Origin of the sequence: Pseudomonas sp. Bc-h, from assembly GCF_002080045.1 — a bacterium.
Lineage (GTDB): Bacteria > Pseudomonadota > Gammaproteobacteria > Pseudomonadales > Pseudomonadaceae > Aquipseudomonas.
This window is the reverse complement of record NZ_MUIN01000012.1, coordinates 317,214-342,154: the sequence shown is the minus strand read 5'-3', so window position 1 is coordinate 342,154 and position 24,941 is coordinate 317,214. Positions and strand designations below refer to the sequence as shown.

At 61.0% G+C, this 24,941-nt stretch carries 20 protein-coding genes; 15 read left to right on the top strand and 5 right to left on the bottom strand.

Going from position 1 to position 24,941, the window contains the following annotated elements:
* Window positions 1-167: 167 nt before the first annotated feature.
* Genes BWR59_RS24645 through BWR59_RS24635 form a run of 3 tightly spaced genes read right to left on the bottom strand, consistent with a single transcriptional unit; the run spans window position 168 to window position 3,907 of the window.
* Window positions 168-1,394: a cytochrome c gene (locus BWR59_RS24645; protein ID WP_081568253.1), complete on the bottom strand. Its 1,227-nt coding sequence runs from the start codon at window positions 1,392-1,394 to the stop codon at window positions 168-170.
* Entirely contained in the window at window positions 1,391-3,154 is a 1,764-nt protein-coding gene (locus BWR59_RS24640) for a GMC family oxidoreductase (RefSeq protein ID WP_081568252.1), read from the bottom strand. Before BWR59_RS24640 ends, BWR59_RS24645 begins: the two co-directional genes overlap by 4 nt.
* A 6-nt stretch (window positions 3,155-3,160) precedes the next feature.
* Window positions 3,161-3,907, bottom strand: a complete 747-nt coding sequence (locus BWR59_RS24635) for a gluconate 2-dehydrogenase subunit 3 family protein (RefSeq protein ID WP_081568251.1) — start codon at window positions 3,905-3,907, stop codon at window positions 3,161-3,163.
* Window positions 3,908-4,648: 741 nt separating this feature from the next.
* On the opposite strand from BWR59_RS24635, the gene mrdA reads away from it, so the two are divergent.
* From mrdA to BWR59_RS24590, 9 genes are all read left to right on the top strand, one after another.
* Window positions 4,649-6,583 carry a penicillin-binding protein 2 gene (mrdA, locus tag BWR59_RS24630; RefSeq protein WP_081568250.1) on the top strand — a complete coding sequence of 645 codons (1,935 nt, stop codon included), beginning with the start codon at window positions 4,649-4,651 and terminating at the stop codon, window positions 6,581-6,583.
* A 245-nt stretch (window positions 6,584-6,828) separates the two neighbouring features.
* The gene (poxB, locus tag BWR59_RS24625; RefSeq protein ID WP_081568248.1) at window positions 6,829-8,550 is read left to right on the top strand and encodes a ubiquinone-dependent pyruvate dehydrogenase; all 1,722 of its coding nucleotides are present in this window, start codon (window positions 6,829-6,831) and stop codon (window positions 8,548-8,550) included.
* Window positions 8,551-8,908: 358 nt separating this feature from the next.
* On the top strand, window positions 8,909-9,760 hold the full coding sequence (locus BWR59_RS24620; RefSeq protein WP_143490926.1) for a MurR/RpiR family transcriptional regulator: 852 nt from the start codon (window positions 8,909-8,911) through the stop codon (window positions 9,758-9,760).
* A 63-nt stretch (window positions 9,761-9,823) separates the two neighbouring features.
* On the top strand, window positions 9,824-10,378 hold the full coding sequence (ddpX, locus tag BWR59_RS24615) for a D-alanyl-D-alanine dipeptidase (RefSeq protein WP_081568246.1): 555 nt from the start codon (window positions 9,824-9,826) through the stop codon (window positions 10,376-10,378).
* 185 nt (window positions 10,379-10,563) lie between these two features.
* Window positions 10,564-12,132 carry an ABC transporter substrate-binding protein gene (locus BWR59_RS24610; RefSeq protein ID WP_081568244.1) on the top strand — a complete coding sequence of 523 codons (1,569 nt, stop codon included), beginning with the start codon at window positions 10,564-10,566 and terminating at the stop codon, window positions 12,130-12,132.
* Between the two features lie 104 nt (window positions 12,133-12,236).
* A complete protein-coding gene (locus tag BWR59_RS24605) occupies window positions 12,237-13,253 on the top strand; it encodes an ABC transporter permease (RefSeq protein ID WP_081568243.1) in 1,017 nt (338 codons plus the stop codon).
* Between the two features lies 1 nt (window position 13,254).
* Window positions 13,255-14,154 carry a D,D-dipeptide ABC transporter permease gene (ddpC, locus tag BWR59_RS24600; RefSeq protein ID WP_081568242.1) on the top strand — a complete coding sequence of 300 codons (900 nt, stop codon included), beginning with the start codon at window positions 13,255-13,257 and terminating at the stop codon, window positions 14,152-14,154.
* Window positions 14,155-14,156: 2 nt separating this feature from the next.
* On the top strand, window positions 14,157-15,191 hold the full coding sequence (locus BWR59_RS24595; protein ID WP_143490925.1) for an ABC transporter ATP-binding protein: 1,035 nt from the start codon (window positions 14,157-14,159) through the stop codon (window positions 15,189-15,191).
* On the top strand, window positions 15,188-16,174 hold the full coding sequence (locus BWR59_RS24590; RefSeq protein WP_081568240.1) for an oligopeptide/dipeptide ABC transporter ATP-binding protein: 987 nt from the start codon (window positions 15,188-15,190) through the stop codon (window positions 16,172-16,174). Before BWR59_RS24595 ends, BWR59_RS24590 begins: the two co-directional genes overlap by 4 nt.
* Here the strand turns inward: BWR59_RS24590 and BWR59_RS24585 are convergent.
* Window positions 16,149-17,039 (bottom strand): LysR family transcriptional regulator, encoded by an 891-nt coding sequence (locus tag BWR59_RS24585; RefSeq protein WP_081568239.1) that lies wholly within the window; start codon window positions 17,037-17,039, stop codon window positions 16,149-16,151. The two genes, BWR59_RS24590 and BWR59_RS24585, sit on opposite strands and share 26 nt — an antisense overlap.
* Window positions 17,040-17,146: 107 nt before the next feature.
* Between BWR59_RS24585 and BWR59_RS24580 the strand changes: the two genes are divergently transcribed.
* Together BWR59_RS24580 and BWR59_RS24575 are read left to right on the top strand one after the other, a co-directional pair.
* Window positions 17,147-17,509 (top strand): VOC family protein, encoded by a 363-nt coding sequence (locus BWR59_RS24580; RefSeq protein WP_081568238.1) that lies wholly within the window; start codon window positions 17,147-17,149, stop codon window positions 17,507-17,509.
* Between the two features lie 248 nt (window positions 17,510-17,757).
* Window positions 17,758-19,650, top strand: a complete 1,893-nt coding sequence (locus tag BWR59_RS24575) for a methyl-accepting chemotaxis protein (protein ID WP_081568237.1) — start codon at window positions 17,758-17,760, stop codon at window positions 19,648-19,650.
* A gap of 611 nt (window positions 19,651-20,261) precedes the next feature.
* Here BWR59_RS24575 and BWR59_RS24570 read toward each other — a convergent pair.
* On the bottom strand, window positions 20,262-21,134 hold the full coding sequence (locus BWR59_RS24570) for an alpha/beta fold hydrolase (protein ID WP_081568236.1): 873 nt from the start codon (window positions 21,132-21,134) through the stop codon (window positions 20,262-20,264).
* Between the two features lie 272 nt (window positions 21,135-21,406).
* Between BWR59_RS24570 and phnC the strand changes: the two genes are divergently transcribed.
* The 4 genes from phnC (at window position 21,407) to phnF (ending at window position 24,937) form a co-directional block, all read left to right on the top strand.
* Window positions 21,407-22,240 carry a phosphonate ABC transporter ATP-binding protein gene (phnC, locus tag BWR59_RS24565; protein ID WP_081568235.1) on the top strand — a complete coding sequence of 278 codons (834 nt, stop codon included), beginning with the start codon at window positions 21,407-21,409 and terminating at the stop codon, window positions 22,238-22,240.
* Between the two features lie 69 nt (window positions 22,241-22,309).
* On the top strand, window positions 22,310-23,314 hold the full coding sequence (gene phnD / locus BWR59_RS24560; protein ID WP_081568233.1) for a phosphonate ABC transporter substrate-binding protein: 1,005 nt from the start codon (window positions 22,310-22,312) through the stop codon (window positions 23,312-23,314).
* A gap of 91 nt (window positions 23,315-23,405) precedes the next feature.
* Entirely contained in the window at window positions 23,406-24,194 is a 789-nt protein-coding gene (gene phnE, locus BWR59_RS24555) for a phosphonate ABC transporter, permease protein PhnE (RefSeq protein WP_081568232.1), read from the top strand.
* A gap of 38 nt (window positions 24,195-24,232) precedes the next feature.
* Entirely contained in the window at window positions 24,233-24,937 is a 705-nt protein-coding gene (gene phnF / locus BWR59_RS24550; protein ID WP_081568231.1) for a phosphonate metabolism transcriptional regulator PhnF, read from the top strand.
* The last annotated feature ends 4 nt before the right edge of the window (window positions 24,938-24,941 follow it).

Sequence of the window (24,941 nt, the reverse complement as noted above, 5' to 3'; positions counted from 1 at the left end):
CGGTGGGAGGGGGCTTGCTCGCGAAGGCGTCCTGACATTCACTATCGATAGTGGCTGACCTTCTGCATGAGCGAGCAAGCTCCCTCCCACGGGGTTCACTCCCATACAAAAATGCCTGGCCCCATCATTGAGGCCAGGCATCTGTTTGTTGCGAACGGCTTGGACGTTTACTTCGGCGACAGCGCCTCACGCACATCCTTCACGTTGGCGCTGGACACAGCTGGCGCCGCGTTGCCCCAGGTGTTGCGCACGTAGGTCAGCACATCGGCAACGTTTTCATCCGAGAGGTTCCAGCCGAACGCCGGCATTGCCGGAGCGGTGGGTGCCGCGTCGGTGGCGCCTGCACGGCTGCCGGACAACACCACGCGAATCAGCGACGATGGGTCGTTGCTGTTGATCAGTGGAGCCATGGCCAGTTTCGGGAACAGGTTCACCACGCCATCACCGTTTGGCGTGTGGCACGCCGAGCAGCGGTCGGCATAGATCGCCTTGCCCGCGACCATCGAAGCGTCGGTCGCCGCAATCGGCTTGGCGGCTTCAGCCGGTTTGGCACCGTCCTTCAAGTACACCGCAACGGCCATTAGGTCCTGATCGGTCCAGTGCTGCGACGAGTGCTCGACTTCCTCGGCCATCGGCCCGGAAGCGATGTCGAAGCGGTTGGCGCCGGTCTTCAGGTACTTGACGATGTCCTCCTCGTTCCACGCATGCAGGCCGTCGTGGCCGGTAGAGGTGATGTTCGGCGCGACCCAGTTCTGCAGGTTGGCGCCGGTCAGGAACTGGTCGTTCTTGTCGCCGCCAATCAGGTTCTTCGGCGTGTGGCAGGTGCCGCAGTGGCCCAGGCCTTCGACGATGTAGGCGCCTCGGTTCCACTGCTCGGACTTCTGCGGATTGGCCTTGAACTCGCCTTCCTTGAAGTTGATCAGGTTCCAGCCGATGAGGCTGGTGCGCACGCTGAACGGGAAGGGCAACTGGTTGGTCTCGACCTGGTTGTCCGACGCATCGACGGTCTTGAGGTAAGCCCAGATCGCCTGATTATCTTCGCGTGTCACCTTGGTGTAGGCGGTGAACGGCATGGCGCCGTACAGGCGTTTGCCATCCAGGCCGTGGCCCTTGGACATTGCGTTCTGGAAGTCGTCGAAACTCCAGCGGCCGATGCCGTTGACCGGGTCCGGCGTGATGTTGGCACCGGCCAGTTTGCCGAATGGCGTATCCAGAATCACGCCCCCGGAAAACAGCGGTTTGCCCGGCATGGTGTGGCACGCGGCGCAGTCGCCGAGGGTGGTCAGGTAACGACCTTTCTCCACCATGTTGTAGGAGTCGGCGCCGGTCGCGGCGTGAGCCATCGAAACGGAGAGTCCGAGGACACCTGCACAAACAGTCAGAAGAGTCTTCATACGCTGATCATCTCCCCTGGACGCTTGAGGTAGCGGGTGCGGATGGCGTCCGCCGCTTTGAAGGCCAGCGCTGCCACGGTGCCGGTCGGGTTGTAGCCCGGGTTCTGCGGGAAGGCCGAAGAGCCGACCACGAACAGGTTCGGTACGCCCCAGACTTGCAGGTATTTGTTGACCGAGCTGTTCTTCGGATCAGCACCCATGATGAAACCGCCGACGATGTGCGAGGACTGATAGGGCGAGCTGTTCCAGTGCCCGGTCTGGGCGCTGGGCACCATCTGGCGCGGGTTCATGCTCTTGGCGATTTCGCCGACTTTACCGGTGACATAGGCCGCCATCTTGCGGTCGTTTTCCGGGAAGTCGAAGGTGATGCGCAGCAGTGGACGACCCAGTGGATCCTTGTAGGTCGGATCCAGCGACAGGTAGTTGGTGCGCGTTGCATAGCTGCTCGCTTCACAGCCGATGGACATGGTCGCGGCGTAGTTCTTGACCGTCGCCTTCTTCCACTCCGAACCCCAGGCAGGAGTGCCTGGCGGCAGAGGGCGGGAGTCGATGGGTGCGGCACCGATTGGTGTGACACGGGTGCTGCCACCGCCAACGAAACCCAGACCCGAATGGTCGAAGTTGTCGTTGTTGAACTCATCGATGCCCATGCCGATGGCGCCGCCCCCGATGAAGGGGTTGAAGTTCTTGTCGTCGAAGAACATACGCACGCTGTTGGCGGTCTGGTAGGCGTAGTTGCGGCCTGTGGTACCGGTGTTGGTGACCGGGTCATAAGGCTGGCCGATGCCGGACAGGAGCATCAGACGCACGTTTTCGAAGATGAACGCACTGATCACGACCAGGTCTGCCGGCTGTTCCCACTCTTCGCCGTTGGAGTCCATATAAACGATGCCGGTGGCGCGCTTGCCGCTGCTGTCCATGGTCACGCGCAGGACTTCGCAGTTGGTCATCGCGGTGAAGTTCGGCTTGCGGATCAGCACCGGCAGAACGGTGGTGATGGCGCTGGCCTTGGAATAGTTGGCGCAGCCGTAGTTGGTGCAGAAACCGCAATAGGTGCACGGTCCCATCGCCACGCCCAGGGAGTTGACGTACGGCTGCGAGACCAGCGCCGATGGCACCGGAAACGGCTTGTAGCCCAGGTTTTTCGCGGCTTCGGCGAACAGCGTTGGCGCGTAAGTCTGCTGGGTCGGCGGGTTCGGGTATTCCTCCGAACGCGCGCCTTCGAAAGTGTTGCCGCCTTCCTGGATCACGCCCTTGATGTTGCCAGCCTTGCCCGAGACGCCCGCCAGGCGATCGAACTTGGTGTAGAACGGCTCCATCTCTTCCCAGTCGGTGCCCCAGTCCTGCAGGGTCAGCTCCGACGACAATTCCTTGCCGTAGCGCTCCTTGAGGTGGCTGGCCAGACGGAATTCGTGAGGCTGGAAGCGGAAGGTAATGCCGGCCCAGTGGTTACCGGCGCCGCCCGTACCGTTGCCGGGGTGAAACGAACCCCAGCTGCGCATGGGTAGCGCTGTCTCGGTAACGCTGTTACGAATGGTCGTGGTGTTCTGCCGCGTTCTCAGCATCAGTTCCTGACGACGGGAGTAGCGCAGCTCGTCGGCAGCGGACGCCACGTTGAAATCGGTAGCGGTGTCGCGCCATGGGCCGCGTTCGAAGCCGATGACCTTGAGGTTTTCGTCAGCCAGTTCGTTGGCGATGATGGATCCGGCCCAGCCGAGTCCGACAACCACGACGTCCGTGGAAGGTAGTTTTTTGGCCATGTCGAATTAACCCTTCTTGGTCCAGGCGGAGCTGCCGATGATGGAGAGCGGCACCAGGTTCAGCTTCTGGTTGTGCAGACCGATGTAGTCGCGGTAGTCGTAACGAGCCCCGGGGAAGCCGATCATCTTCCACGACACCATGTCGCGGTTGCCGCCGTACACCGGGTCGGCGAAGAAGCCTTCCATGGTGTTGCCCAGCACTTGCTGGAAGAACAGCTTGGCGTCGATGCCGTCCAGCGCGATCTCGCCTTTTTCCAGGCCGTGCAGGACCTTGTCCTGATCTTCCGCCGCGAGGGCTGCGAAGCTCTTCTGGAACTGCTTCTGGGAGTACGCTTCAAGGCCTGCCAGGCCCAGGCGGTAACGGTCGCGCGGGACGAGTTCCGACTGATCGCCCTGCATCGGCGTGCCTTTCTCGAACGGGCCCTGCATGTACAGACGGCTGAAGGTGCCGTATTCGCCCGCCAGTTGACGGTCGATGAACACCGCACAACCGGCGTCCTTGCCGCTGACGCTCAATTCGTCGGCCGGAATCAGTCGCGCGACGATGGCCTCGATGGCGGTGGCTTCGGCGGCGCTGAAGAACTGCCAGCCCGGGGTTTCATAGTGCATCGGACCGTTGTGGTCGAATGGCACCCATTGCGGAACGCCGACGACGGTGGCCGCCTTGGCCGTTGCGGCAGCACCCACGGCCAGCGTCGTGGCTGAGGATTTCAGCAACTGGCGGCGGGTGAGACCTTTGGATTTCTCTGTCATTCAGGGCTCCTGCGAACGCGCCTGTCCAAGGGGCCATGCCGGGCATGGTCCGCAAACAGGCGGCGTTGTAAGTGTGTTTCACGGTTTCGCTCGACCGCTGTGTGTCGAACAGGCGTTGCTCGTTGCGGGTGTGACATTAGGTCTCTGGCAAGCCAGCGAGCGAAAGGCGCACGCTAGGCGGGGAGCTGCCATTACCGATGGCCATCTTTTCCACGCGAAGCGCAATCATAGATGTGTTACCGACTGTTGCATCCTGTGAATTCGGTAAATGACTGTTACCGTTTCTGCAATAGTGTGATTTTTTAGCTGTTTTGCGGGGAAGAACAGCACAGGTGTTACAGATCGCTGGGAGGCTTTTGGTAGGGCGCTTGTCTGTATCGATCACGCTTGCGCAAACCTGCGAACCAGTCTGATGCTTTTTTTGCTGAGCTATCTGATTGTGTGGTTTGCCGTTAATTGCGGTGGATTGCGGTAATAATTCTGCAAGATTCGCTTCCTGTGACAGTCTGGCTTGCCGACGGTGCCATGCCTGAAACCCAGCCGTCGGCAAGCCGGACTGCTAAAGAGTGCTGCCTGACGATGCCCGCAAAACCTCCCTGCCTTTCGTCAACATGACAGGATTTTCATGAAGTTCGGCCAATGAGGCGGGACGCTTCTTGGTATGGTGCACGCCATTTGCGTCCTGACAATCTCAATGGACGCTGTCTGTGCCGTTCATATCTTCACCGAGTAGCTGTAGAAATGCCTGATCCCATCCCCCTGAAGGACCACGAAAAAGAGACGCGGCTGGTCAACAAACGCTTGATCGCCTGCGCCCTGTTCGTCGTCCTGCTCAGCGTCGCGCTGGTCTGCCGGATGTACTTCCTGCAGGTCATCGAGTTCGCCTACCACTCGACCATTTCAGAAAACAATCGCGTTCACGTCTTGCCGATTCCGCCAGAACGCGGGCTGATCTACGACCGAAACGGCGTGATCCTCGCCGATAACCGTCCCAGCTTTAACCTGACCATGACCCGCGAGCGGGCAGGGGACTGGCACGCAGTGATCGACACGCTGATGCAGATCCTCAGCCTGCCGGACGAAGACCGCATCATCTTCGACAAGGCGATGAAGAACTCGCCGCACCGCTTCGTGCCGGTCACGCTGCTCTATGAGCTGACCGAGGAGCAGATCGCGCTGCTGGCGGTGAACCAGTTCCGTTTGCCCGGTCTGGATGTCGAAGCGCAGTTCGTGCGGCATTACCCGCTGGCTGAGCATTTTGCCCACTCCATCGGCTATGTCGGGCGGATCAACGAGAAAGAAGCCACCCAGCTCGATCAGGTGGAATACCGCGGCACTCAGTCCATCGGCAAAACCGGCGTCGAGCGTTTCTACGAGAATGAGCTGCACGGTCATGTGGGCTATGAAGAAGTGGAAACCAACGCCCAGGGTCGTGTACTGCGGGTGCTCAAACACACGGACCCGGTGGCCGGCAAAAGCATCACGCTGAGCCTGGACGTCAAGTTGCAGGAGGCGGCCGAGGAGGCGCTGGGTGATCGCCGCGGCTCGGTGGTGGCGATCGATCCCGCCACTGGGGAAGTCTTGGCGATGGTCAGCAAACCCAGCTTCGACCCGAACCTGTTCGTCACCGGCATCAGCTTCAAGGAGTATTCCGCGCTGCGTGATTCGGTCGACCGTCCGCTGTTCAACCGCGTGCTGCGCGGCCTCTACGCGCCGGGTTCGACGATCAAGCCAGAAGTGGCGATTGCTGGCCTAGACAGCGGCATCATCACGCCGTCGACCCGGGTGTTCGACCCCGGTTACTTCCAGCTGCCGGACTTCGATCACAAATACCGCAACTGGAACCACAGCGGCGACGGCTGGGTGGACCTGAACGCCGCGATCATGCGTTCCAACGACACCTATTTCTACGATCTGGCGCACAAGCTGGGCATTGACCGGCTGCACGACTACCTGACGATGTTCGGCATCGGCCAGAAGGTTTCGCTGGACATGTTCGAAGAGTCCGCTGGGCTGATGCCGTCCAAGGAATGGAAGCGCATTACCCGTCGTCAGGCCTGGTTCCCGGGGGAGACGGTGATTCTCGGCATTGGCCAGGGCTACATGCAGGTCACGCCGCTGCAACTGGCGCAAGCGACCACCCTGATTGCCAACAAGGGTGTGTGGAACCGGCCGCATCTGGCCAAGGAAATTGGCGGTGTGGCGCCGGTGGACGAGCACCCGATGCCCAATATCGTGCTGCGTGATCCTCGTGAGTGGGATCAGGTCAACAACGGCATGCAAGCGGTGATGCACGACCCGCGCGGTATCGCCCGTGCGGCGGCGCAGGGTGCGCAGTACCGAATCGCCGGCAAGAGTGGTACGGCGCAGGTGGTGGCGATCAAGCAAGGTGAGCGTTACAACCGCGAAAAGACCCTTGAGCGTCATCGTGACAACGCCTTGTTCGTCGGCTTCGCGCCTGCCGCCAACCCCAAAATCGCGGTCGCGGTAATGATCGAGAACGGCGAGGCGGGTGGTCGTGTGGCAGGTCCCGTGGTGAGGCAGATTCTCGATGCCTGGCTGCTGGATCAGGACGGCCATCTCAAGCAGCAATACGCAACGCCAGCAACCGCACCAGCGAACCCGAAAGTGCAGATCGCAGCACCGAGCAAGGCAGTGGTGCAACCGCAGGTGTGAGTCGATACGGCGCCTGGTGTCTTGGTAGCCGCACGGCGGGGCGGCGTCCGTTTGCCGGCGGTGAATGGTTCAAGACCTCCACCGCCAGCAAGCCGGACCGCTACGGAGATGGGTTCGTGCACAAGTATCAGGGCACATCGGTACAAGCACTGAACTGTGACCGGTGCTACAGGTCGATTTGAAACGGCGCGTGATGTCGGCTCTGGCATCGCGCGCGCCATTCGACTCGACAAGGAACCTGCCCCATGTCCAGCAGAACCATCGCCGACTACCTCGCGCAAACCCTCGCCGCAGCAGGCGTCTCGAAAATCTGGGGGGTCAGTGGCGACAGCCTGAACGGTCTCACTGACAGCCTCGAGCGCCTGGGCAAGATCAAGTGGATGCACACCCGTCACGAAGAGGTCGCAGCCTTTGCGGCCGGTGCGGAGGCGGCGTCTACTGGCAAGCTGGCGGTGTGCGCGGGCAGTTGCGGCCCAGGCAATCTGCATTTGATCAACGGCCTGTATGACTGTCATCGCAGTCGCGTGCCGGTGCTGGCCATCGCCGCGCAGATCCCGTCATCGGAAATCGGCCTGAACTACTTCCAGGAAACCCACCCCACCGACCTGTTCAAGGAGTGCAGTCATTTCGTCGAAGCGGTGAGCAGCGCCGAACAATTTCCTCGCGTGCTGGAGCGGGCCATGCGCGCCGCCATCAGTCAGCGTGGCGTGGCGGTCATCGTGATTCCCGGCGATGTGGCGTTGAGCCCGGCGCCGGAAGAAAAGCCCGCCTGGGTCGATCACACGCCGCCCCATGTGATCCCGACCGAGCATGATTTGCAGCGTTTGGTGGATGTTCTGGACAAGTCCAAGTCCGTGACCATCCTCGCCGGCGCAGGCTGCGCCGAGGCTCACGATCAAGTCGTTGCGCTGGCGGAAAAACTCTCGGCCCCGGTGGTCCACGCGCTGCGCGGCAAGCAGTACATCGAGTACGCCAACCCCTTCGATGTGGGCATGACCGGGCTTATCGGCTTCAGCTCCGGTTATCACGCGATGATGTCCTGCGACACGTTGCTGATTCTGGGCAGCAGTTTTCCGTATCGGAATTTCTACCCGGAAAAAGCCAAAATCATTCAGATCGACATCGACCCTGCAGCGCTGGGCCGTCGCGTGCCGCTCACCCTCGGGCTCGCGGGGGGCATCGCTGAAACCATCGTCGCGCTGCTGCCACGCCTCAAGACCCACACCGACCGCAAGTTTCTCGACAAGGCACTGGATCATTACGCCAAGGCCCGGGAGGAGCTGGACGAACTGGCGACGCCATCGGCCCACGGCGAGCCGATTCATCCGCAATACCTGACACGCATGGTCGATGCCTACGCAGACCCGGATGCGATTTTCACTGTCGACGTCGGCACGCCGACCCTGTGGGCGGCGCGCTACCTGACCATGAACGGTCAGCGTTCACTGCTCGGCTCGTTCAACCACGGCTCCATGGCCAACGCCATGCCTCAGGCGCTCGGTGCCAAAGCCGCGTTCCCGCAGCGGCAGGTGGTGGCGTTGTGTGGCGATGGCGGGCTGTCGATGCTGATGGGGGATCTGCTGACCATTCGCCAATTGAACCTGCCGATCAAGATGGTGGTGTTCAACAACAGCTCACTGGGTTTCGTCGCCATGGAGATGCAGGCCAGCGGTTACGTGCCCCATGACACCGATCTGCACAGCACCAGCTTCGCCAACATCGCCATCGGCGCGGGGATTCTGGGGATTCGCGTCGAAGATTCCGCGGACCTGCCCAATGCCTTGAAAAAAGCCTTCGAACATCCCGGGCCAGTGCTGGTGGACGTGGTCACGGCGAAGCAGGAGCTGGGCCTGCCGCCGAAGATCAAACTGGCTCAGGCCAAGGGCTTCAGCCTGTTCATGTTGAAGGCGGTGATGAACGGCAAGGCGGATCAGGTGCTGGAACTGGCGAAGACCAATTTCCGCTAGGGCATGATGCCATTCGTATTGATCGTTCCCACGCGGAGCCATTGATCGTTCCCACGCTCCGCGTGGTAACTCATCGATTGTCGCTCCGCGTACGGACGCGGAGCGTCCTGTCAGGCCTTCCCACGGGGAGCGTGGGAACGATCATCTCTCGCAGAACTTCCCGGTTCTGCCCGCTAAAAGCGCATTCCCCGACCGCCGCGCACCACCCTGAAACACAAAAATCCCGCGCTGAAATCTCCTGAAAAAAAGCATTGTGCCAGCTCGAAAACCGATGTTATGTTGGTAACATCCTGTCTTGAAATGACTGTTAGATAACATTTCTCGACCCTCGTCAACGCCGGTTTTCAGCGGAATGTTCATGGCCACGAGTCCTTTCCTCGATACGCTGGAGCAGCGGTTCAGTGACCTGACGCCGACCGGCAAGCGCATCGCGGGGTATCTGTTGGCCAACCCGCAGAAGCTGCCGTTCGAGACCGCCGACAGCATCGCCCAGCAGACGGGCACCACCGGGATTTCAGTCGGTCGCTTCCTGCGTTCGTTGGGTTATCGCAACATCGACGACGTCAAACAGAGTCTGCGCGGCGACAGCGTCAGCCCCTGGGTGATTACCGATCGCCTCGGCGCGTTTCGCGAAGAGAGCACTCACGGCGATGCGCTCGATCGCTCGATGAACCGCGAGCTGGAAGCCATTCAGCGGGTCTATGCCCTGGCCCGCAGCGACACCTTTGCGCGCATCGTTGAGCGGCTGTACAGCGCCGATGCGGTGTTCATCGTCGGCATTCAGACCACCCGCGGAATTCTCAACGCGTTCTTCTCGCACCTCGAATACATACGGCCCAAGGTCTACTACGTCGATGGCCTGTCCGGCACCTATGCCGAATCGCTGAACTCGCAGTTCGAAAATCCCTACGCGGTGATCGCTGACTTTCGTACCTATTCGGCGGTGGCGCGGACCTTCTGCGATGTGGCGCACCAGCAGGGTCTGGCGCTGGCCTTCATCACTGATTTCCATTGCCCATGGGCGCGGGATTACCCGACCGATCTGCTGCAACTGAATTCCGATGTCGGCCAGTTCTGGGACTCGCTGGCGCCGCTGACCTGCCTGTTCAACCTGATGGTTTCGGCGGTGGCCGAGAAGTACGGCGACCGGCTTGATCAACGCCTGGCAAAGAACCGCGAGCTGCAACAACTGTTCGGGCAGTTCGAATAGCCCGAGTGATAGAAGCCCCTTGGGGGTGATGAACCTGTACGAGCTGATCTGGAGAGTTTTTACGTGAATAGCCCCCTCGTCGAAGTCGACGCCAAGGCGCTGCAGGTTGAAGTCGACCTAATCTACGCCGGTGTCGACAACCTGGCCGGCAAGCAGATTTATCAGGATCCGCGCTGCCTGCTGCACCGCGATGCCGAAGCCTGTCTGCGCAAGGCCAGTCGTCTGGCGCGCCAGGCCGGGCTGACCCTGCGCATCTTCGATGCCTACCGTCCGCCGTACGCGCAATACCTGCTCTGGGAAGCGCTGCCCAACCCCGAATACGTGCGTGATCCAGGGCTGGGCTCGCACCACAGCCGTGGTGTGGCCGTCGACCTGACGCTTATCGATGCCAGCGGCCAGCCACTGAACATGGGCACCGGTTTTGACGACATGCGCGAGCATTCGCACCAGTTCTTTGCCGATCTGCCGGCCGACGTGCAGCGCAATCGTCTGCTGCTTCTGGGGATCATGCTGGGCGCCGGATTCACCTACATCGACAGCGAGTGGTGGCATTACGAGTTGCCCGGCGCGGACGACTACCCGCTGATCGACGACGGTTCGATCCGCCCGGCCAACTGACAACAACAACCGTGACACCTGACCGGGACGCACACGAATCCCGGCTGAATCTGGCAACGACCTGAACTCGAAAGAGCAGGGCGCGCCATTTCAGGGGCCAGACGGCCGCTGAGCTTTAACTGCCCGGTATAGCTTCAATAACAAACCTGACGAACTTCCATACATCGAATGATCAAGGAACCGGCATGAAATCAATCGTTACCCCTAATGCACTCCCGCGCAGACTGGCGATGGCCGTGCTTTGCACCGCGATGGGCCTGGGTGCCTGGCAGTCGGCCAGCGCAGCCGTGCCGCAAGACACCCTGATGATCGGCAAACCGTCCGATCCACAGACCCTCGATCCGGCCGTGACCATCGACAACAACGACTGGACCGTGACCTATCCGGCCTATCAGCGGCTGGTGACCTACAAGGTCGAGAACGGCAAAGGCAGCACCGAAGTGATGGGTGAGCTGGCCAGCAGTTGGTCGACTTCCGCGGACAACCTGACCTGGGAATTCAAGCTCAAGCCGGGCAACAAGTTCGATGACGGCGCCGACGTGAACGCCGAGGCGGTGAAGTTCTCGTTTGATCGGGTGATGAAGCTCAAGCAAGGGCCGTCCGGTGCATTCCCGGATGACATGGCGGTCTCGGTGGTCGATCCGCTGACAGTGAAATTCACCCTGAAAGCGCCATACGCTCCGTTTCTCTCGACGCTGGCGCACAACGGCGCGGCGATCATCAACCCGGATGTGGCGAAGAAAACCGAAGGTGCCGAGGCGTATCTGTCGAACCACACCGCAGGTTCCGGCGCGTTCAAACTGGTCAACTGGCAGAAAGGCCAGACCCTGACGATGGAGCAGAACAGTTACTACGCAGGTCCTAAACCGACCCTGAAAAAGGTCGTGGTGAAGATCATTGGCGAGGCCTCGGTGCGCCGTCTGCAACTGGAGCACGGCGATCTCGACATCATCGAGGACATGCCCGAAGACCAGCTCGAAGCACTGGCCAAGAAGTCCGGCATCGTGGTCGGCGACTATCCTTCGCTGCGCGTCACGTTGCTCTATCTGAATACCCGGAAAGCGCCGATGAACAACCCCGATGCCCGTCGCGCCATTGTCGAATCACTCGACTATGACGGCATCATCAACGGCATTCTCAAAGGCAAGGCCAAGCCGCTCAATGGCCCGATTCCACAAGGCATGTGGGCGTACGACGAGAAGCAGCCGGCATTCAGGCAGGACATGGCCAAGGCCAAGGAGGACCTGGCCAAGGTCTCGCCGAAGATCAGCAACCTGACCTTCATGTACTCCGACAAGGACCCGAACTGGGAGCCCATTGGCCTGACCCTGCAAGCCGGTCTGCAATCGCTGGGCGTGAACCTGAAGATGGAAAAACTCGCCAACGCCAGCATGCGTGAACGTCTGGGCACCGGTGACTTCGACGTCGCCATCGGCTCCTGGAGCCCGGACTTCGCCGACCCCTACATGTTCATGAACTTCTTCTTCGATTCGAAGCTCAAGGGCCTGGCGGGTAACCGTTCGTTCTACGACAACCCGGCGGTGGACAAGCTGATCCGCGAGTCGGCCACCACCAACGACATGGCCAAACGCACCGAGCTGTATCAGCAGGCGCAGAAGATCGTGCTCAACGACAGCGTCTACGCCTACCTGTACCAGAAGGCCTATACCTTGCCGATGAGCGAGAAGGTCAAGGGCTACGTGTTCAACCCGATGCTGGAACAAGTGTTCAACGTCGGCACGATCACCAAGTAAGCCGTTGTCGCTTCACACGGCCTCGCCGCACACGCGGGGCCGTGGCAAGGCTGTGTCCGCGAACTGTTTCGCGTTGTCGATTGAATGCGTGACCGAGGTGCCTGATGGCCTTCCTGAATACTCTGCGTAAACGTCTGGGCGGCCTGCTGCTGGTGGTGTTCGGCGTTTCCCTGATTACCTTTTCCATTTCCCACCTGATACCGGGCGACCCGGCGCGGCTGATTGCCGGCGACCGCGCCACCGACGCGATTGTCGAGAACATTCGCCATCAGTTGGGCCTGGACTTGCCGTTGTATCAACAATACGGCCGCTACATGCTCGACCTGCTGCATGGCGACCTGGGCACGTCAATCCGTACCCATAGGCCGGTGCTGGAAGACCTGCAAGCGTTCTTCCCGGCAACCCTGGAACTGGCCTTGGCAGCGCTGACCCTGTCGATTCTGGTAGGCGTGCCGCTGGGCGTGCTGTCAGCGGTCTACCACAACCGCTTCATCGATCAGGTGGCGCGAACCCTTGCCGTGACCGGGATTTCCACGCCGGCGTTCTGGCTCGGGCTGGGACTGATCGTGCTGTTTTACGGGCACCTGAACTGGTTGCCCGGAAGTGGACGGCTGGATGAGGGCCTCGATCCACCGCCGACGGTCACTGGTTTTTACCTGATCGACACGCTGCTCGCGGGGGATACCGGGCTGTTCTTCAATGCTGTCCAGCATCTGATCCTGCCTGCGATCACCCTGGGCTTCGTCAACCTTGGCGTAGTGGCGCGGCAGATCCGCTCGGCCATGCTCGATCAACTGGGCGAAGACTACATCCGCACGGCGCGCGCCTACGGCCTGTCGAAGTGGGCGGTGATTCTGCGCCACGCCTTGCCCAATGCCTTGATCCCTTCGGTGACCGTTCTCGGCCTGACCCTTGGCGACCTGCTGTATGGCGCGGTGCTCACGGAGACTGTGTTCGCCTGGCCGGGCATGGGCGCCTATGTGGTCAAGTCGATCCAGTCGCTGGATTTCCCGGCGGTCATGGGCTTCGCGATTCTGGTGTCCTTCATTTATGTACTGCTGAACATGGCGATCGATCTGCTGTACCGCCTGATCGATCCGCGCATCGTCGAGGTCAACTGAGATGTCCACTCCAATCACTGCGCCGGTTGTGGCGCCGCTGCCCAAAGCCTCGCGCTGGCAGGACAAATTCGCCTATCTGGCCCACCAGGTACGGCGCAGCCCGCTGACCATGGCCGGGTTGCTGATCACCCTGATGGTGTTGCTGTGCATGGCCTTCGCACCTTGGCTTGCGTCCCACGATCCCAACGCGCTGAACCTGACCCAGCGCCTGGCGGCACCCTCCGCCGCGCATTGGTTCGGCACCGATGAAGTGGGTCGCGACCTGTTCAGCCGGGTGCTGTACGGCAGCCAGCAATCGGTGGGTGTCGGGTTGTTCGTGGCATTTGCTTCGTGTTTCGTTGGGGGCCTGCTGGGCTGCATGTCGGGGATCATCGGCGGGCGTTTCGACAGCCTGATCATGCGCCTGATGGACATCATGCTTTCGGTGCCGTCGCTGGTGCTGATCATGGCGCTGGCCGCAGCGCTGGGGCCGAGCCTGTTCAACGCGATGCTGGCGATCACCCTGGTGCGGATTCCGTTCTACGTGCGACTGGCGCGCGGGCAGGCCCTGAGCATTCGCCAGATGGGCTACGTCAAGGCCGCCGAGACATTCGGTGCGGGGCGCTGGCACATGGTGCTCTGGCACGTGGCGCGCAATGCCATGCCGCCGTTGCTGGTGCAGCTCAGCCTGGACATCGGCAGCGCGATTCTCATGGCCTCGGCGCTGGGTTTCATTGGCCTGGGCGCGCAGCAGCCGACCGCCGAATGGGGCGCGATGGTCGCCACCGGGCGCAATTACATCCTTGATCAATGGTGGTATTCGACCTTTCCCGGTGTGGCGATTCTGATCACTGCCACCGGCTTCAACCTCTTGGGCGACGGCGTACGCGATCTGCTCGACCCACGCCAGCAGGGGAAATGACCATGCATGCAGAAGTCTCCAAAGCCTTGGTCGGCAATGCTCCGGTGTTGACCATCGACAACCTGAGCATCGAATTCCCGGCCTACAAGAGCACGGTCAAGGCGCTCAACGGCGTATCGCTGCACGTCAATCCCGGTGAAATCGTCGGGGTGATCGGTGAGTCCGGGTCCGGCAAGTCGGTGACCGCCATGCTCAGCCTGCGCCTGTTGCCCGAGCGTGCGTATCAGGTGAAAAGCGGCAGCCTGAACATCCTCGGTCGCGACATGCTTACCGCCAGGGAAAAGGACCTGCTGAAAGTCCGTGGTCGCGACGCGGCCATGATCTTTCAGGAGCCGATGACCGCGCTCAATCCCACGCGTCGCATTGGCCGGCAGATGCTCGATGTGATCATTCATCACCAGCAATTGAGCAAGGCTGATGCGCGGACCAAGGCCATTGCCTTGCTGCGTGACATGCACATTGCCGATCCCGAACAGGTGATGAACAGCTATCCGTTCGAGCTGTCCGGCGGCATGCGTCAGCGGGTGATGATCGCCCTGGCGTTCTCCTGCGATCCTCAGCTGTTGATCGCCGATGAGCCGACCACAGCGCTGGACGTCACCGTGCAGCGCCAGGTGTTGTTGCTGTTGCGCGAAAAAGCCCGGGAGCGCGGCACGGCAATTCTGCTGATCACTCACGACATGGCGCTGGTTTCGCAGTTCTGCGACCGGGTTTATGTGATGTACACCGGTGCGGTGGTGGAGCAGGGCGTGACCGCGCAGGTCATGGCCGATCCCCGTCATCCCTACACCCAAGGCTTGCTCAGTGGCCTGCCGGAACAGGTCGAGCCGGGTCAGGACCTGATGACCATCCCCGGTCAGGTGCCGAATCTGTCGGCGTTGCCCGAAGGTTGTACCTTTCGCGATCGCTGCGCCTTCGCCATGCCCAAGTGCCTGCAACGTCCGCCGATGCAGGTCATCGACGCCGCTGCCGATCGCAAGAGCGCTTGCTGGTTGAGCGAGCCCTCTCATTCTTCTGCACAGGAGATGCACGCATGACCAGCGCAGCCCTCAAATCATTGCCTGCCGAACACCCGGTCATTCTGGGCCTTGAAGACGTACGCGTGCATTACCCCATGGGCAAGGACTGGCTCGGTCGGCCCAAAGCCCTGGCCCACGCCCTGAACGGCATCGACCTTCAGGTGCGTGCCGGCGAAACCCTGGGCGTCGTGGGCGAGTCCGGCTGTGGCAAGAGCACCCTGGCGCAATTGCTGATGGGGTTGATCAAACCGACGTCGGGCAAGCTTGAGTGGATTTACAACAACGCCAAGGAACGCAGCAGCAACGTGCAGATCGTGTTCCAGGACCCGCAATCGTCCCTCGATCCGCGCTTGCCGGTGTGGAAAGTGATCACCGAGCCGTTGTTCGTCCAGCGTTCGGCGCCGCGTCGGGACATGCGCGACATCGCCGCGAAAGTCGCCTCTCAGGTCGGCATTCGCACCGAATACATGGACCGGTTTCCTCATCAGTTCTCTGGCGGCCAGCGCCAGCGCATCGCAATCGCCAGGGCGCTGTCGTCGAACCCGGACATCATCGTTCTCGACGAGCCGACCTCGGCGCTGGACATCTCGGTGCAGGCACAGATCCTCAACCTGCTGGCTGAGCTGCAACGCAGTCGCGACCTGACGTACATCCTCATCTCGCACAACGTCTCGGTGGTGCGGCACATGGCCGACCGGGTGGCGGTGATGTATCTGGGGCAGATCGTCGAACTGGGCAGCGCCGCCGAAGTGCTGGAACGACCGCGTCATCCCTATACCCAACTGCTGCTGGAAGCCGTGCCGCGGCTGGGCGTGGCGGTGGACGATGCTCAGGTGTCGGCGCCGACCGAATTGCCGGGCAATCGCCATTTACCGACGGGGTGTTTTTTCAGGGATCGCTGCCCGAAAGCAACGGTGGGGTGTGACAAACCACAACAGCTGTTGCCCGCCAGGGGTTCAGCGGGAGGCGAGTTGGTCAGGTGTCATTTGCAGTCGGCTTGAAAGAACGCCGATCGGTCAGACATTCGCGAAACAACCGCTGCAACGGCAACTGCCGACTGGCGTGGCGCATCACCAGGGCCAGTTCGCGGTAGAAGGTGAGGGTGCCGAGTTCGATGATGCGGATGTGTGTGGCGCGTTCCAGCCACAAACCGGCCCGTGGTACCAGCGACACGCCGAGCCCTGCCTCGACCATGCGCACGATGGCGTCGACTTCGTCCAGCTCAAGGCCGGGGAGGGTCTCGATCTTCTGCTCGCGCAGAAAACGGGTGACCTGACGTCCGCCGAAGGAGTGACGGTCGTAACGTACGAAGCGGTTATCGCGTAGCAACTGCAGCGGGTCATCGCCTTCTATGTGCGTGGGCGCGATCAACACGAACGGCTCGCGCGCGATAACCTCCAGAGACAGCTCCTTGGGCAGCGCGAACGGTGGGCGGATCAGGATCGCCAGATCGATCTCGCCGGCATCGACACTGTTGAGCAAGGTTTGCGAAACCCCCGGCACCACCTTCGCCTCGACCGTCGGCGCCTGAGTATTGAGTTGCACCAGCGCGGCAGGCAGCAAGCCCGTCTGCACCGTGGCAATGGCGCCGATCAGCAGTTCGCCGTAGTAGCCACTGTCTGCCGACGGCGCGGCCATACGCTCGAACAATTCGACGATCTCCCGCGCCATCGGCAACGCGCGTTGTCCAGCCGCGTTAAGGGTGGCGCTGCGCCCGCTGCGATCAAACAGGGTTGTGCCGAGGGCTTTTTCCAGCGTCCGGATCTGTGCGCTGACCGCTGACTGGGTCAGGCCAATCTGGTTGCCCGCTGCGACGAAGGTGCCGAGGCGCTCGACAGTGATGAAGGTTTTCAGCTCGCGAATCATGGCAACTCACTGATCAAATTAATTGTGGCTCGGCGCGAAAATTATGATCTTTCCATCAATGATTCAATGGATAAAGATGACCGCATCCCGCAAAGAGGAAATTGACCGTGACCGATACCACTCCAACGCTTTCTCCGTTCCACCTGGCTATTCCCGTTTACGACCTCGCTGCCGCCCGGCATTTCTACGCCAAGGTGTTCAATCTGCCGGAAGGCCGCTCCAGCGACCATTGGGTGGATTTCGACTTCTTCGGCCATCAACTGGTGATTCACGAACACCCGAAAACCGATTCGCAGGCCCACGCAGGTACCAACGCCGTGGACGGCCATGACGTGCCGGTGCCGCATTTCGGCGTGGTACTCGGGTGGGAGCAATGGGAAGCGTTGGCCGACCGCTTGCAGAGCCAGGGCGTGAAGTTCGTGATCGAGGCCGGTAAACGGTACCCCCCGGCCGTGCTGTCAGAGTTTTAACGTGGCTGTTAAGTGCGAACTATTGGATCCTGATTAATCACTGTTAGAGGTCTGTTTAAACAAATGATCTGCTTTAAACGTCTTTAACTAACTTCTTCGACGACCGGTCTAAACTCCGCCTCGCCCCGGCCGAACTATATTTCAGGCCGCGTCTTCCCTTTCTCCGCTTGACCCCGTACAAAGCGCAGCGCGCGCCTGATCGGCTACGCATTCCCGTCGCTGTCATTCTTGGTTATGGACACAATCGTATGATCAAAAGTCTGGGTTTCAGCAGAAAGATCCTGCTGGCCGCTGCACTGATAGTTGTTGTTGCCTTCTCCTGTTTCATTCTGGTGAATGACTACCGCCAGCGGGAAACTTTGGAAAACAACGTTGATGCCGAACTGCAACAGTTGGGAAGTCTGACCACGCAAAACATTCAGACCTGGCTGGAAAGCCGCACACAGTTGCTGTATTCCATGGCCCAGCAGATCGCTGCCGATGGCCCGGCGCAGGCCAATCTGCAACGCGCGGTCGGCCTGCCGGTGTACCCCGACAACTTCCAGCTCAGCTATTTTGGCGGCAAGGACGGCGTGATGTTCTCGGTGCCGGCCGGCAATCGCGCGGCGGACTACGACCCGCGTGCCCGTGGCTGGTACAAGGCGGCCGATGCAGCTCAGGGCACCATCGTCACCGAACCTTACATCGCTGCGTCGTCGGGCAAACTGGTGGTGACGCTGGCAACGCCGGTACGCCAGCAAGGCCAGATGATTGGCGTAGCAGGCGCTGACATCTCGCTGGACGCTATCAGCAAGACCATCAACTCGCTGAACTTCGGCGGCCATGGCTACGCTTATATCGTCAGCGCCGATGGCAAGATTCTGATTCACCCGGACAGCAAACTGATCCTCAAGAACGTCAGCGAGGCGTACCCCAACGGTGCGCCGAAAATCGCCCCGGGCGTGGCTGAAATCGAATCCGGCGGCAAGGCGCAGTTCATCTCGTTCACCAAGGTCGAAGGTCTGTCTTCGGCCAACTGGTACGTGGCGCTGGTGCTCGATCGCGACGCAGCCTATTCGATGCTCAGCGAGTTCCGCTCTTCGGCAATCACCGCGATGGTCATTGCGGTGGCAATCATCATGGTCCTGCTTGGCCTGCTGATTCGCGTATTGATGCAGCCGCTGCACCAGATGGGCCGCGCCATGCAGGACATCGCCGACGGCGAGGGCGATCTGACCAAGCGTCTGTCTATTGTTTCGCAGGACGAATTCGGCGCGATGGCGCAGTCGTTCAACCGCTTCGTCGAGCGTATCCACGGCTCGATCCGCGAAGTGGCCTCGACCGCCGGGCAGCTGGGTGAAGTGGCCGCGCGGGTGGTCGGTGCTTCCAACTCGTCCATGGGCAATTCCGATCAACAGGCCAGCCGTACCAGCAGCGTGGCGGCGGCGATCAATCAGCTTGGCGCCGCCGCGCAGGAAATCGCCCAGAACGCTGCACTGGCGTCGCAGCACTCCAGCGAGGCGACACAGCTGGCCAGCGAAGGCCAAGGCGTGGTCAGCCAGACCATCAAGGCGATGAATCAGCTGTCGGACAAGATCAGCGAGTCCTGCACCAACATCGAAACCCTGAACGACAAGACCGCCAACATTGGGCAAATTCTTGAAGTGATTACCGGGATTTCCCAGCAGACAAACCTGCTGGCCCTGAACGCAGCCATCGAAGCGGCACGTGCAGGGGAGGCCGGTCGTGGTTTTGCCGTGGTGGCTGACGAGGTTCGCAACCTGGCACACCGCACACAGGATTCGGCGCAGCAGGTTCAGGGCATGATCGAGGAGTTGCAGATCGGCGCCCGTAATGCGGTCGTCAACATGACCGAAAGCCAGCGCCAGAGCGAAAGCAGCGTGACCATCGCCAACCAGGCCGGTGAGCGTCTGAACAGCGTGACCCGCCGCATCGGTGAGATCGACGGCATGAACCAGTCGGTGGCCACCGCGACCGAGGAACAGACTGCCGTGGTGGAATCGATCAACGTCGACATTACCGAAATCAACACGCTGAACCAGGAAGGCGTGGACAACCTGAAATCAACGCTGGATGCCTGTACCCACCTCGAACATCAGGCTGCGCGCTTGCAGCATCTGGTGGGGACGTTCCGTATCTGACGAGCGTAGACTCATTCACGCTCATTCAAGACGAGGGAGTGTTTTGCCGAAAGCGGTTTGCCAGGGATGAGTTTTCTGCTGGCAAACCGCTTCGCTGCCGTCGTGACCTCCGGCGTCTCCCACAGGGGGGCTGCGGGATGTCGGGGAGGGTTCTCCGAGCTCTGACCTGTGGGGGCACTGGAGCTAAGCGACAGATGCGGATGCTTTCTATGTCGCCATCAACCCAGACCCTGTGGGAGACACCGGGAGTGCCTTGCCAAAGCGGTTTGCCTGGGATGAGTTTTCTGCTGGCAAACCGCTTCGCTGCCGTCGTGACCTCCGGCGTCTCCCACAGGGGGCTGCGGGATGTCGGGGAGGGTTCTCCGAGCTATGACCTGTGAAGGCACTGGAGCTGAGCGACAGCCGGGGATGCTTTCTATGCCGCCATCAACCCATACCCGGTGGGAGACGCCGGGAGTGTTTTGCCGAAAGCGGTTCTCGCCATCAACCCATACCCGGTGGGAGACACCGGGAGTATCTGGCCGAAAGCGGTTCTCGCCATCAACCCATACCCTGTGGGAGACGCCGGAGTTTACGACGGCAGCGATGCGTCGGATCAGGCAACAGAACTATCAAGGCTGCTCGGCCAATCCGGCAGCCCGGCGCAAGCCCAGATGCAATGCCGTGCTGAACATCTGGCCGTGGTTGCGGCCATTGAACTGCTGATAGCTGGCCTCGGTGCCGGGCAGGGTAGCGAGATGTTCAGCCAGCAAGCGATTGGCGTCGCTGGGCACGGCCTGCATTTCCTTTCTCCGTTCTGGCGAGCCGCCGTCGAATTGCGCAATGGGCGGCTTGCCTTCTCTTTCTCCTCTCACCAGCCGCACCGTGCGCCTGGTGCCTTCTGGGAATCCTTTTAGCGCCATGCCGTTGTCGAAGGTCATCGGCTGATACCACAGCGATGCGCTGGCGGCGATCCAGGTCTGGAAGGCCTCCGGCGCCTGTAGTAATGCATAGAGCACGAACAGCCCGCCGAACGAATGACCCCACAGGGTTTCCCGGTTGAGGTCCACGGCATGGCGCGCCTGAATCTGCGGCTTGATCCGCAACTGCAAAACCTGCAGAAACGCTTTCGCCGTCGCGCCGGTGTAATCCCGGGTGCGCTGTTCGCCGTCGTAGGTGCCGTCGATGTCGTAGCCGACCATGACCAGCAGCGGCGGGGTGCCTGCGTTCAGTTCGCCCAGCCAGTCGTCGCGCAGCTCGGCCATGACATTATTGCCGTCGAGCAGGTACATCACCGGATAGCCGGTGGCGGGAGGCGGGGCGTTGGGGATGCCGATGTCCAGACGGTAATGACGCTCGCCGTCTGCGGAGTCGATGTTCAGGCGTTCGAAGCGGTAATGGGTAGAGCCGGTTTCAGCCAATGTCTTGTGCTCCCGAATGTCGGCGTGGGTGATCAATGAAAGGAGGGTCAGCCAGGTTAAGCCACAATATTTTATCCACCTCATGCATCCGTTCCTTTTGTTTCGGCGGCAGTGGCGCGCCAACTTGTCTAGTCAACACCCCGGCCAGTTCGGCGTTTGCAGCAAACATGTCGACAAAGTGCGCTGAAAATCCAGCATCAAATGGTCAACGAACTGTTATCTCGCGTTCATGGACGGTTCATCGAACTGCCACACGCTCTCTCTAATGTCACTCGCACCGAACACGGCCAAGGACTGGTCGGGCGGCTGAACATTCACCCTGGCAGGACGCCCGAACCACAAGACAAGAGAAGCCCATGAACGCAGCTATCCATGTCGACCGCTTGAACAAGACGTTTGCTCGCAAGACCGCTTTGGTTGACCTTGCATTGTCTATACAACCCGGGGAAATGGTAGCGCTGATCGGCGCTTCCGGCTCAGGCAAGTCCACCCTGTTGCGTCATCTGGCCGGCCTTGCCTGTTGCGACCGCAACAATGGCGGCAGCGTCCGTGTACTGGGCCGCGAAGTGCAGGCGTCGGGCCGGCTTAACGGCAAGGTGCGTCGTCTGCGCGCCGACATCGGCTACATCTTCCAGCAATTCAATCTGGTCAATCGCCTGAGCGTTCTCGACAACGTGCTGCTGGGTTGTCTGGGCCGCATGCCGCGCTGGCGTGGCAGCCTGAGTCTGTTCAACGCCGAGGAAAAGGCCCGCGCCGTGGCCAATCTGGATCGCGTTGGCCTGGCGGATTTCGCCCAGCAACGCGCCTCTACGCTTTCCGGTGGCCAGCAGCAACGCGTGGCCATCGCTCGCGCCCTGACCCAGCAGGCCGAAGTCATCCTGGCCGACGAACCCATCGCGTCACTGGACCCTGAGTCCGCCCGCAAGGTCATGGAAATCCTCGCCGACATCAATCGTCAGGATGGCAAAACCGTGGTCGTGACCCTGCATCAGGTGGACTACGCGGTGCGCTATTGCCCGCGTGCCGTGGCCCTCAAAGGTGGACGCATTCACTTCGACGGCAACGGCGCCGACCTCAGCGGCCAGTTCCTCAACGACCTTTATGGCGCGGACGCCGACGCCAGCCTGATGTTCGCTGACAAGGGACGTGACGCCGGTCGTCCGCCGCAACTGGTGCTGGCTCAGGCCTGAACACTGCGCCGAATGGCGCATCGCTGAACAAACCATAAAACACCACAACCCCCGTTCCAGGAGCTTTCCATGTTGAACCGTATCGGTCGCGTGTTCGCGTCTGCCGCTGTGCTCGCCGGTTGCCTGATGGGCACCGCGCAAGCCGACGACAGCGCCATCAACTTCGGCATCATGTCCACCGAGTCCTCGCAGAACCTGAAAAGCGTCTGGCAGCCCTTTCTCGACGACATGTCGAAAAAGACCGGCCTGAAAGTCAATGCCACCTTCGCTTCGGACTACGCGGGCCTGATTCAAGGCATGCGTTTCAACAAGGTTGATGTGGCCTGGCTGGGCAACAAGGCGGCGATGGAAGCCGTCGACCGTTCCGGCGGCGAGATCTTCGCCCAGACCGCCGCCGCCAACGGCGCGCCGGGTTACTGGAGCGTGATCATTGCGCGCAAGGACAGCCCGATCAATTCGGTCGAGGACATGCTAAAGCACGCCAAGGAACTGACCTTCGGCAACGGTGACCCGAACTCCACCTCCGGTTATCTGGTGCCTGGCTATTACGTGTTCGCCAAGAACAACGTCGACGCCGCCACCGCCTTCAAGCGCACGCTGAACTCCAGCCACGAAGTCAACGCCCTCAGCGTCGCCAAGGGCCAGCTCGACGTCGCCACCTTCAACACCGAAAGCATGGACCGTCTGGAAGTCACTCAGCCGGACAAGGCCGCAATGCTCAAGGTGATCTGGAAGTCGCCAATCATCCCGGCCGATCCGATGGTCTGGCGCAAGGGCATGGCCGACACCACCAAAAACAAGATCCGTGATTTCTTCGCCAACTATGGCGACACCGACGAAGAAAAGGCCGTGTTGAAGAACATGCAGATGGGCAAGTTCCTCAAGTCTTCGGATGACCAGTTGCTGACCATCCGCCAGCTCGAGCTGTTCAAGCAGAAGACTGAAACCACCGCCAGCACCACCCTCAGCGCTGACGAAAAAAGCACTCGCCTGAAAGAGATCGACGCCGGGCTGACCAAGCTGCAGGACCGCATCTCGGACCTGGAAAAACAGAACACCGCCAAGGCGGGTTGAGGTAACAGGCGCGGTGCTCGGTTGATGCTTGAAGTTGAAGAGAGCACCGCGCAATTCACTGCTGTTTCTGTATGAGCAATCGGGAAATCTTATGACCACTCACGCTGCTTACGTTGAAGTCGCCGGCAAGCGCAGTTGGCCGCAATACCTGGGCTGGGGCATCTTCCTGGCGTTGATGGCCTGGGCCTGGCACGGCGCCGAGATGAACCCGCTGGCGCTGTATCGCGACTCCGGCAACATGGCAACCTTCGCCGCCGACTTCTTCCCGCCGGACTTCCACGAATGGCGCGCCTACCTCAAGGAAATGGTCACCACGGTGCACATCGCCCTGTGGGGCACGCTGCTGGCGATCGTCTGCTCGGTGCCGCTAGGCGTGCTGTGCGCCGACAACATCACCCCGTGGTGGATTCACCAGCCGCTGCGCCGGGTCATGGACTCCTTTCGTTCCATCAATGAAATGGTCTTCGCGATGCTGTTCGTGGTGGCGGTCGGCCTGGGTCCGTTCGCCGGTGTCCTGGCGTTGTGGATCAGCACCACCGGCGTGCTCGCCAAGTTGTTCGCCGAAGCGGTCGAAGCGATCGATCCCGGCCCTGTGGAAGGGGTACGAGCGACGGGCGCCAGTGCCTTGCAGGAAGTGATTTTCGGGGTGATCCCGCAGGTCATGCCGCTGTGGATTTCCTACGCCCTGTACCGCTTCGAATCCAACGTTCGCTCGGCAACGGTGGTGGGGATGGTCGGCGCTGGCGGTATCGGCGTGATCCTCTGGGAAAACATCCGTGCGTTCCAGTTCACCCAGACCTGCTCGGTGCTGCTGGTGATCATTGTGGTGGTCAGCGTCATCGACATCTTCTCCCAGCGGCTGCGCAAGCAGTTCATCTAACGAACCGATAGGAGAGGGTGCGAACCCTTTTTTTAGCCATGCAGTTGTCTAGACAATCTGAACCGGTCTACCGCGAGCTTGCGGATACGTTACGCCGCGAAATGAGTCACTACACCGCGGGCGAATTCCTGCCCGCCGAAACCCAACTGGCGGCGCGTTTCGACGTCAACCGCCACACCGTGCGCCGGGCTATCGACGAGCTGGTGCGTGAAGGCAGTCTGTTGCGCCGCCAGGGCAAGGGCACTCAGGTGCTGGGCCGTCCGCTGGTGTATCCGGTGGCCGCCGAGAGCGCCTACAGCCAGTCGTTGTCGGCTCAAGGTCATGGGGTTGAAGCGGTGCTGCTGCAACGCCGCCACTGCACCGCCACTCGCGAAGAAGCCGAGCATCTGGGCCTTGAAGAACACGCGCCCTTGATCGAATTGCAAACCCTGCGCCGCCTCGACGGCCAGCCGGTCAGCCTGATCCGCCATCGTTATTGCGCCACCCGCCGTGAACTGCTCGCCGACTACAAAAGCGGCTCGGTGCGGCAGTTTCTCGCCGCTCGCGACCTGCCGCTGACTCGCACCTTCAGCCTGATCGGCGCACGCCTGCCGAGCCGCGAAGAGGCCAGCGTGCTGCTGATGCCACGTCATCTGCCAGCGCTGACCGTGCTCACCCTTTCCCGCGACGCGGACGGAAACCCGGTGGAGATCGCCCATTCCACCAGCCGTTCCGACCGCTTCCAGTATCAGATCGTCACCTGATGGA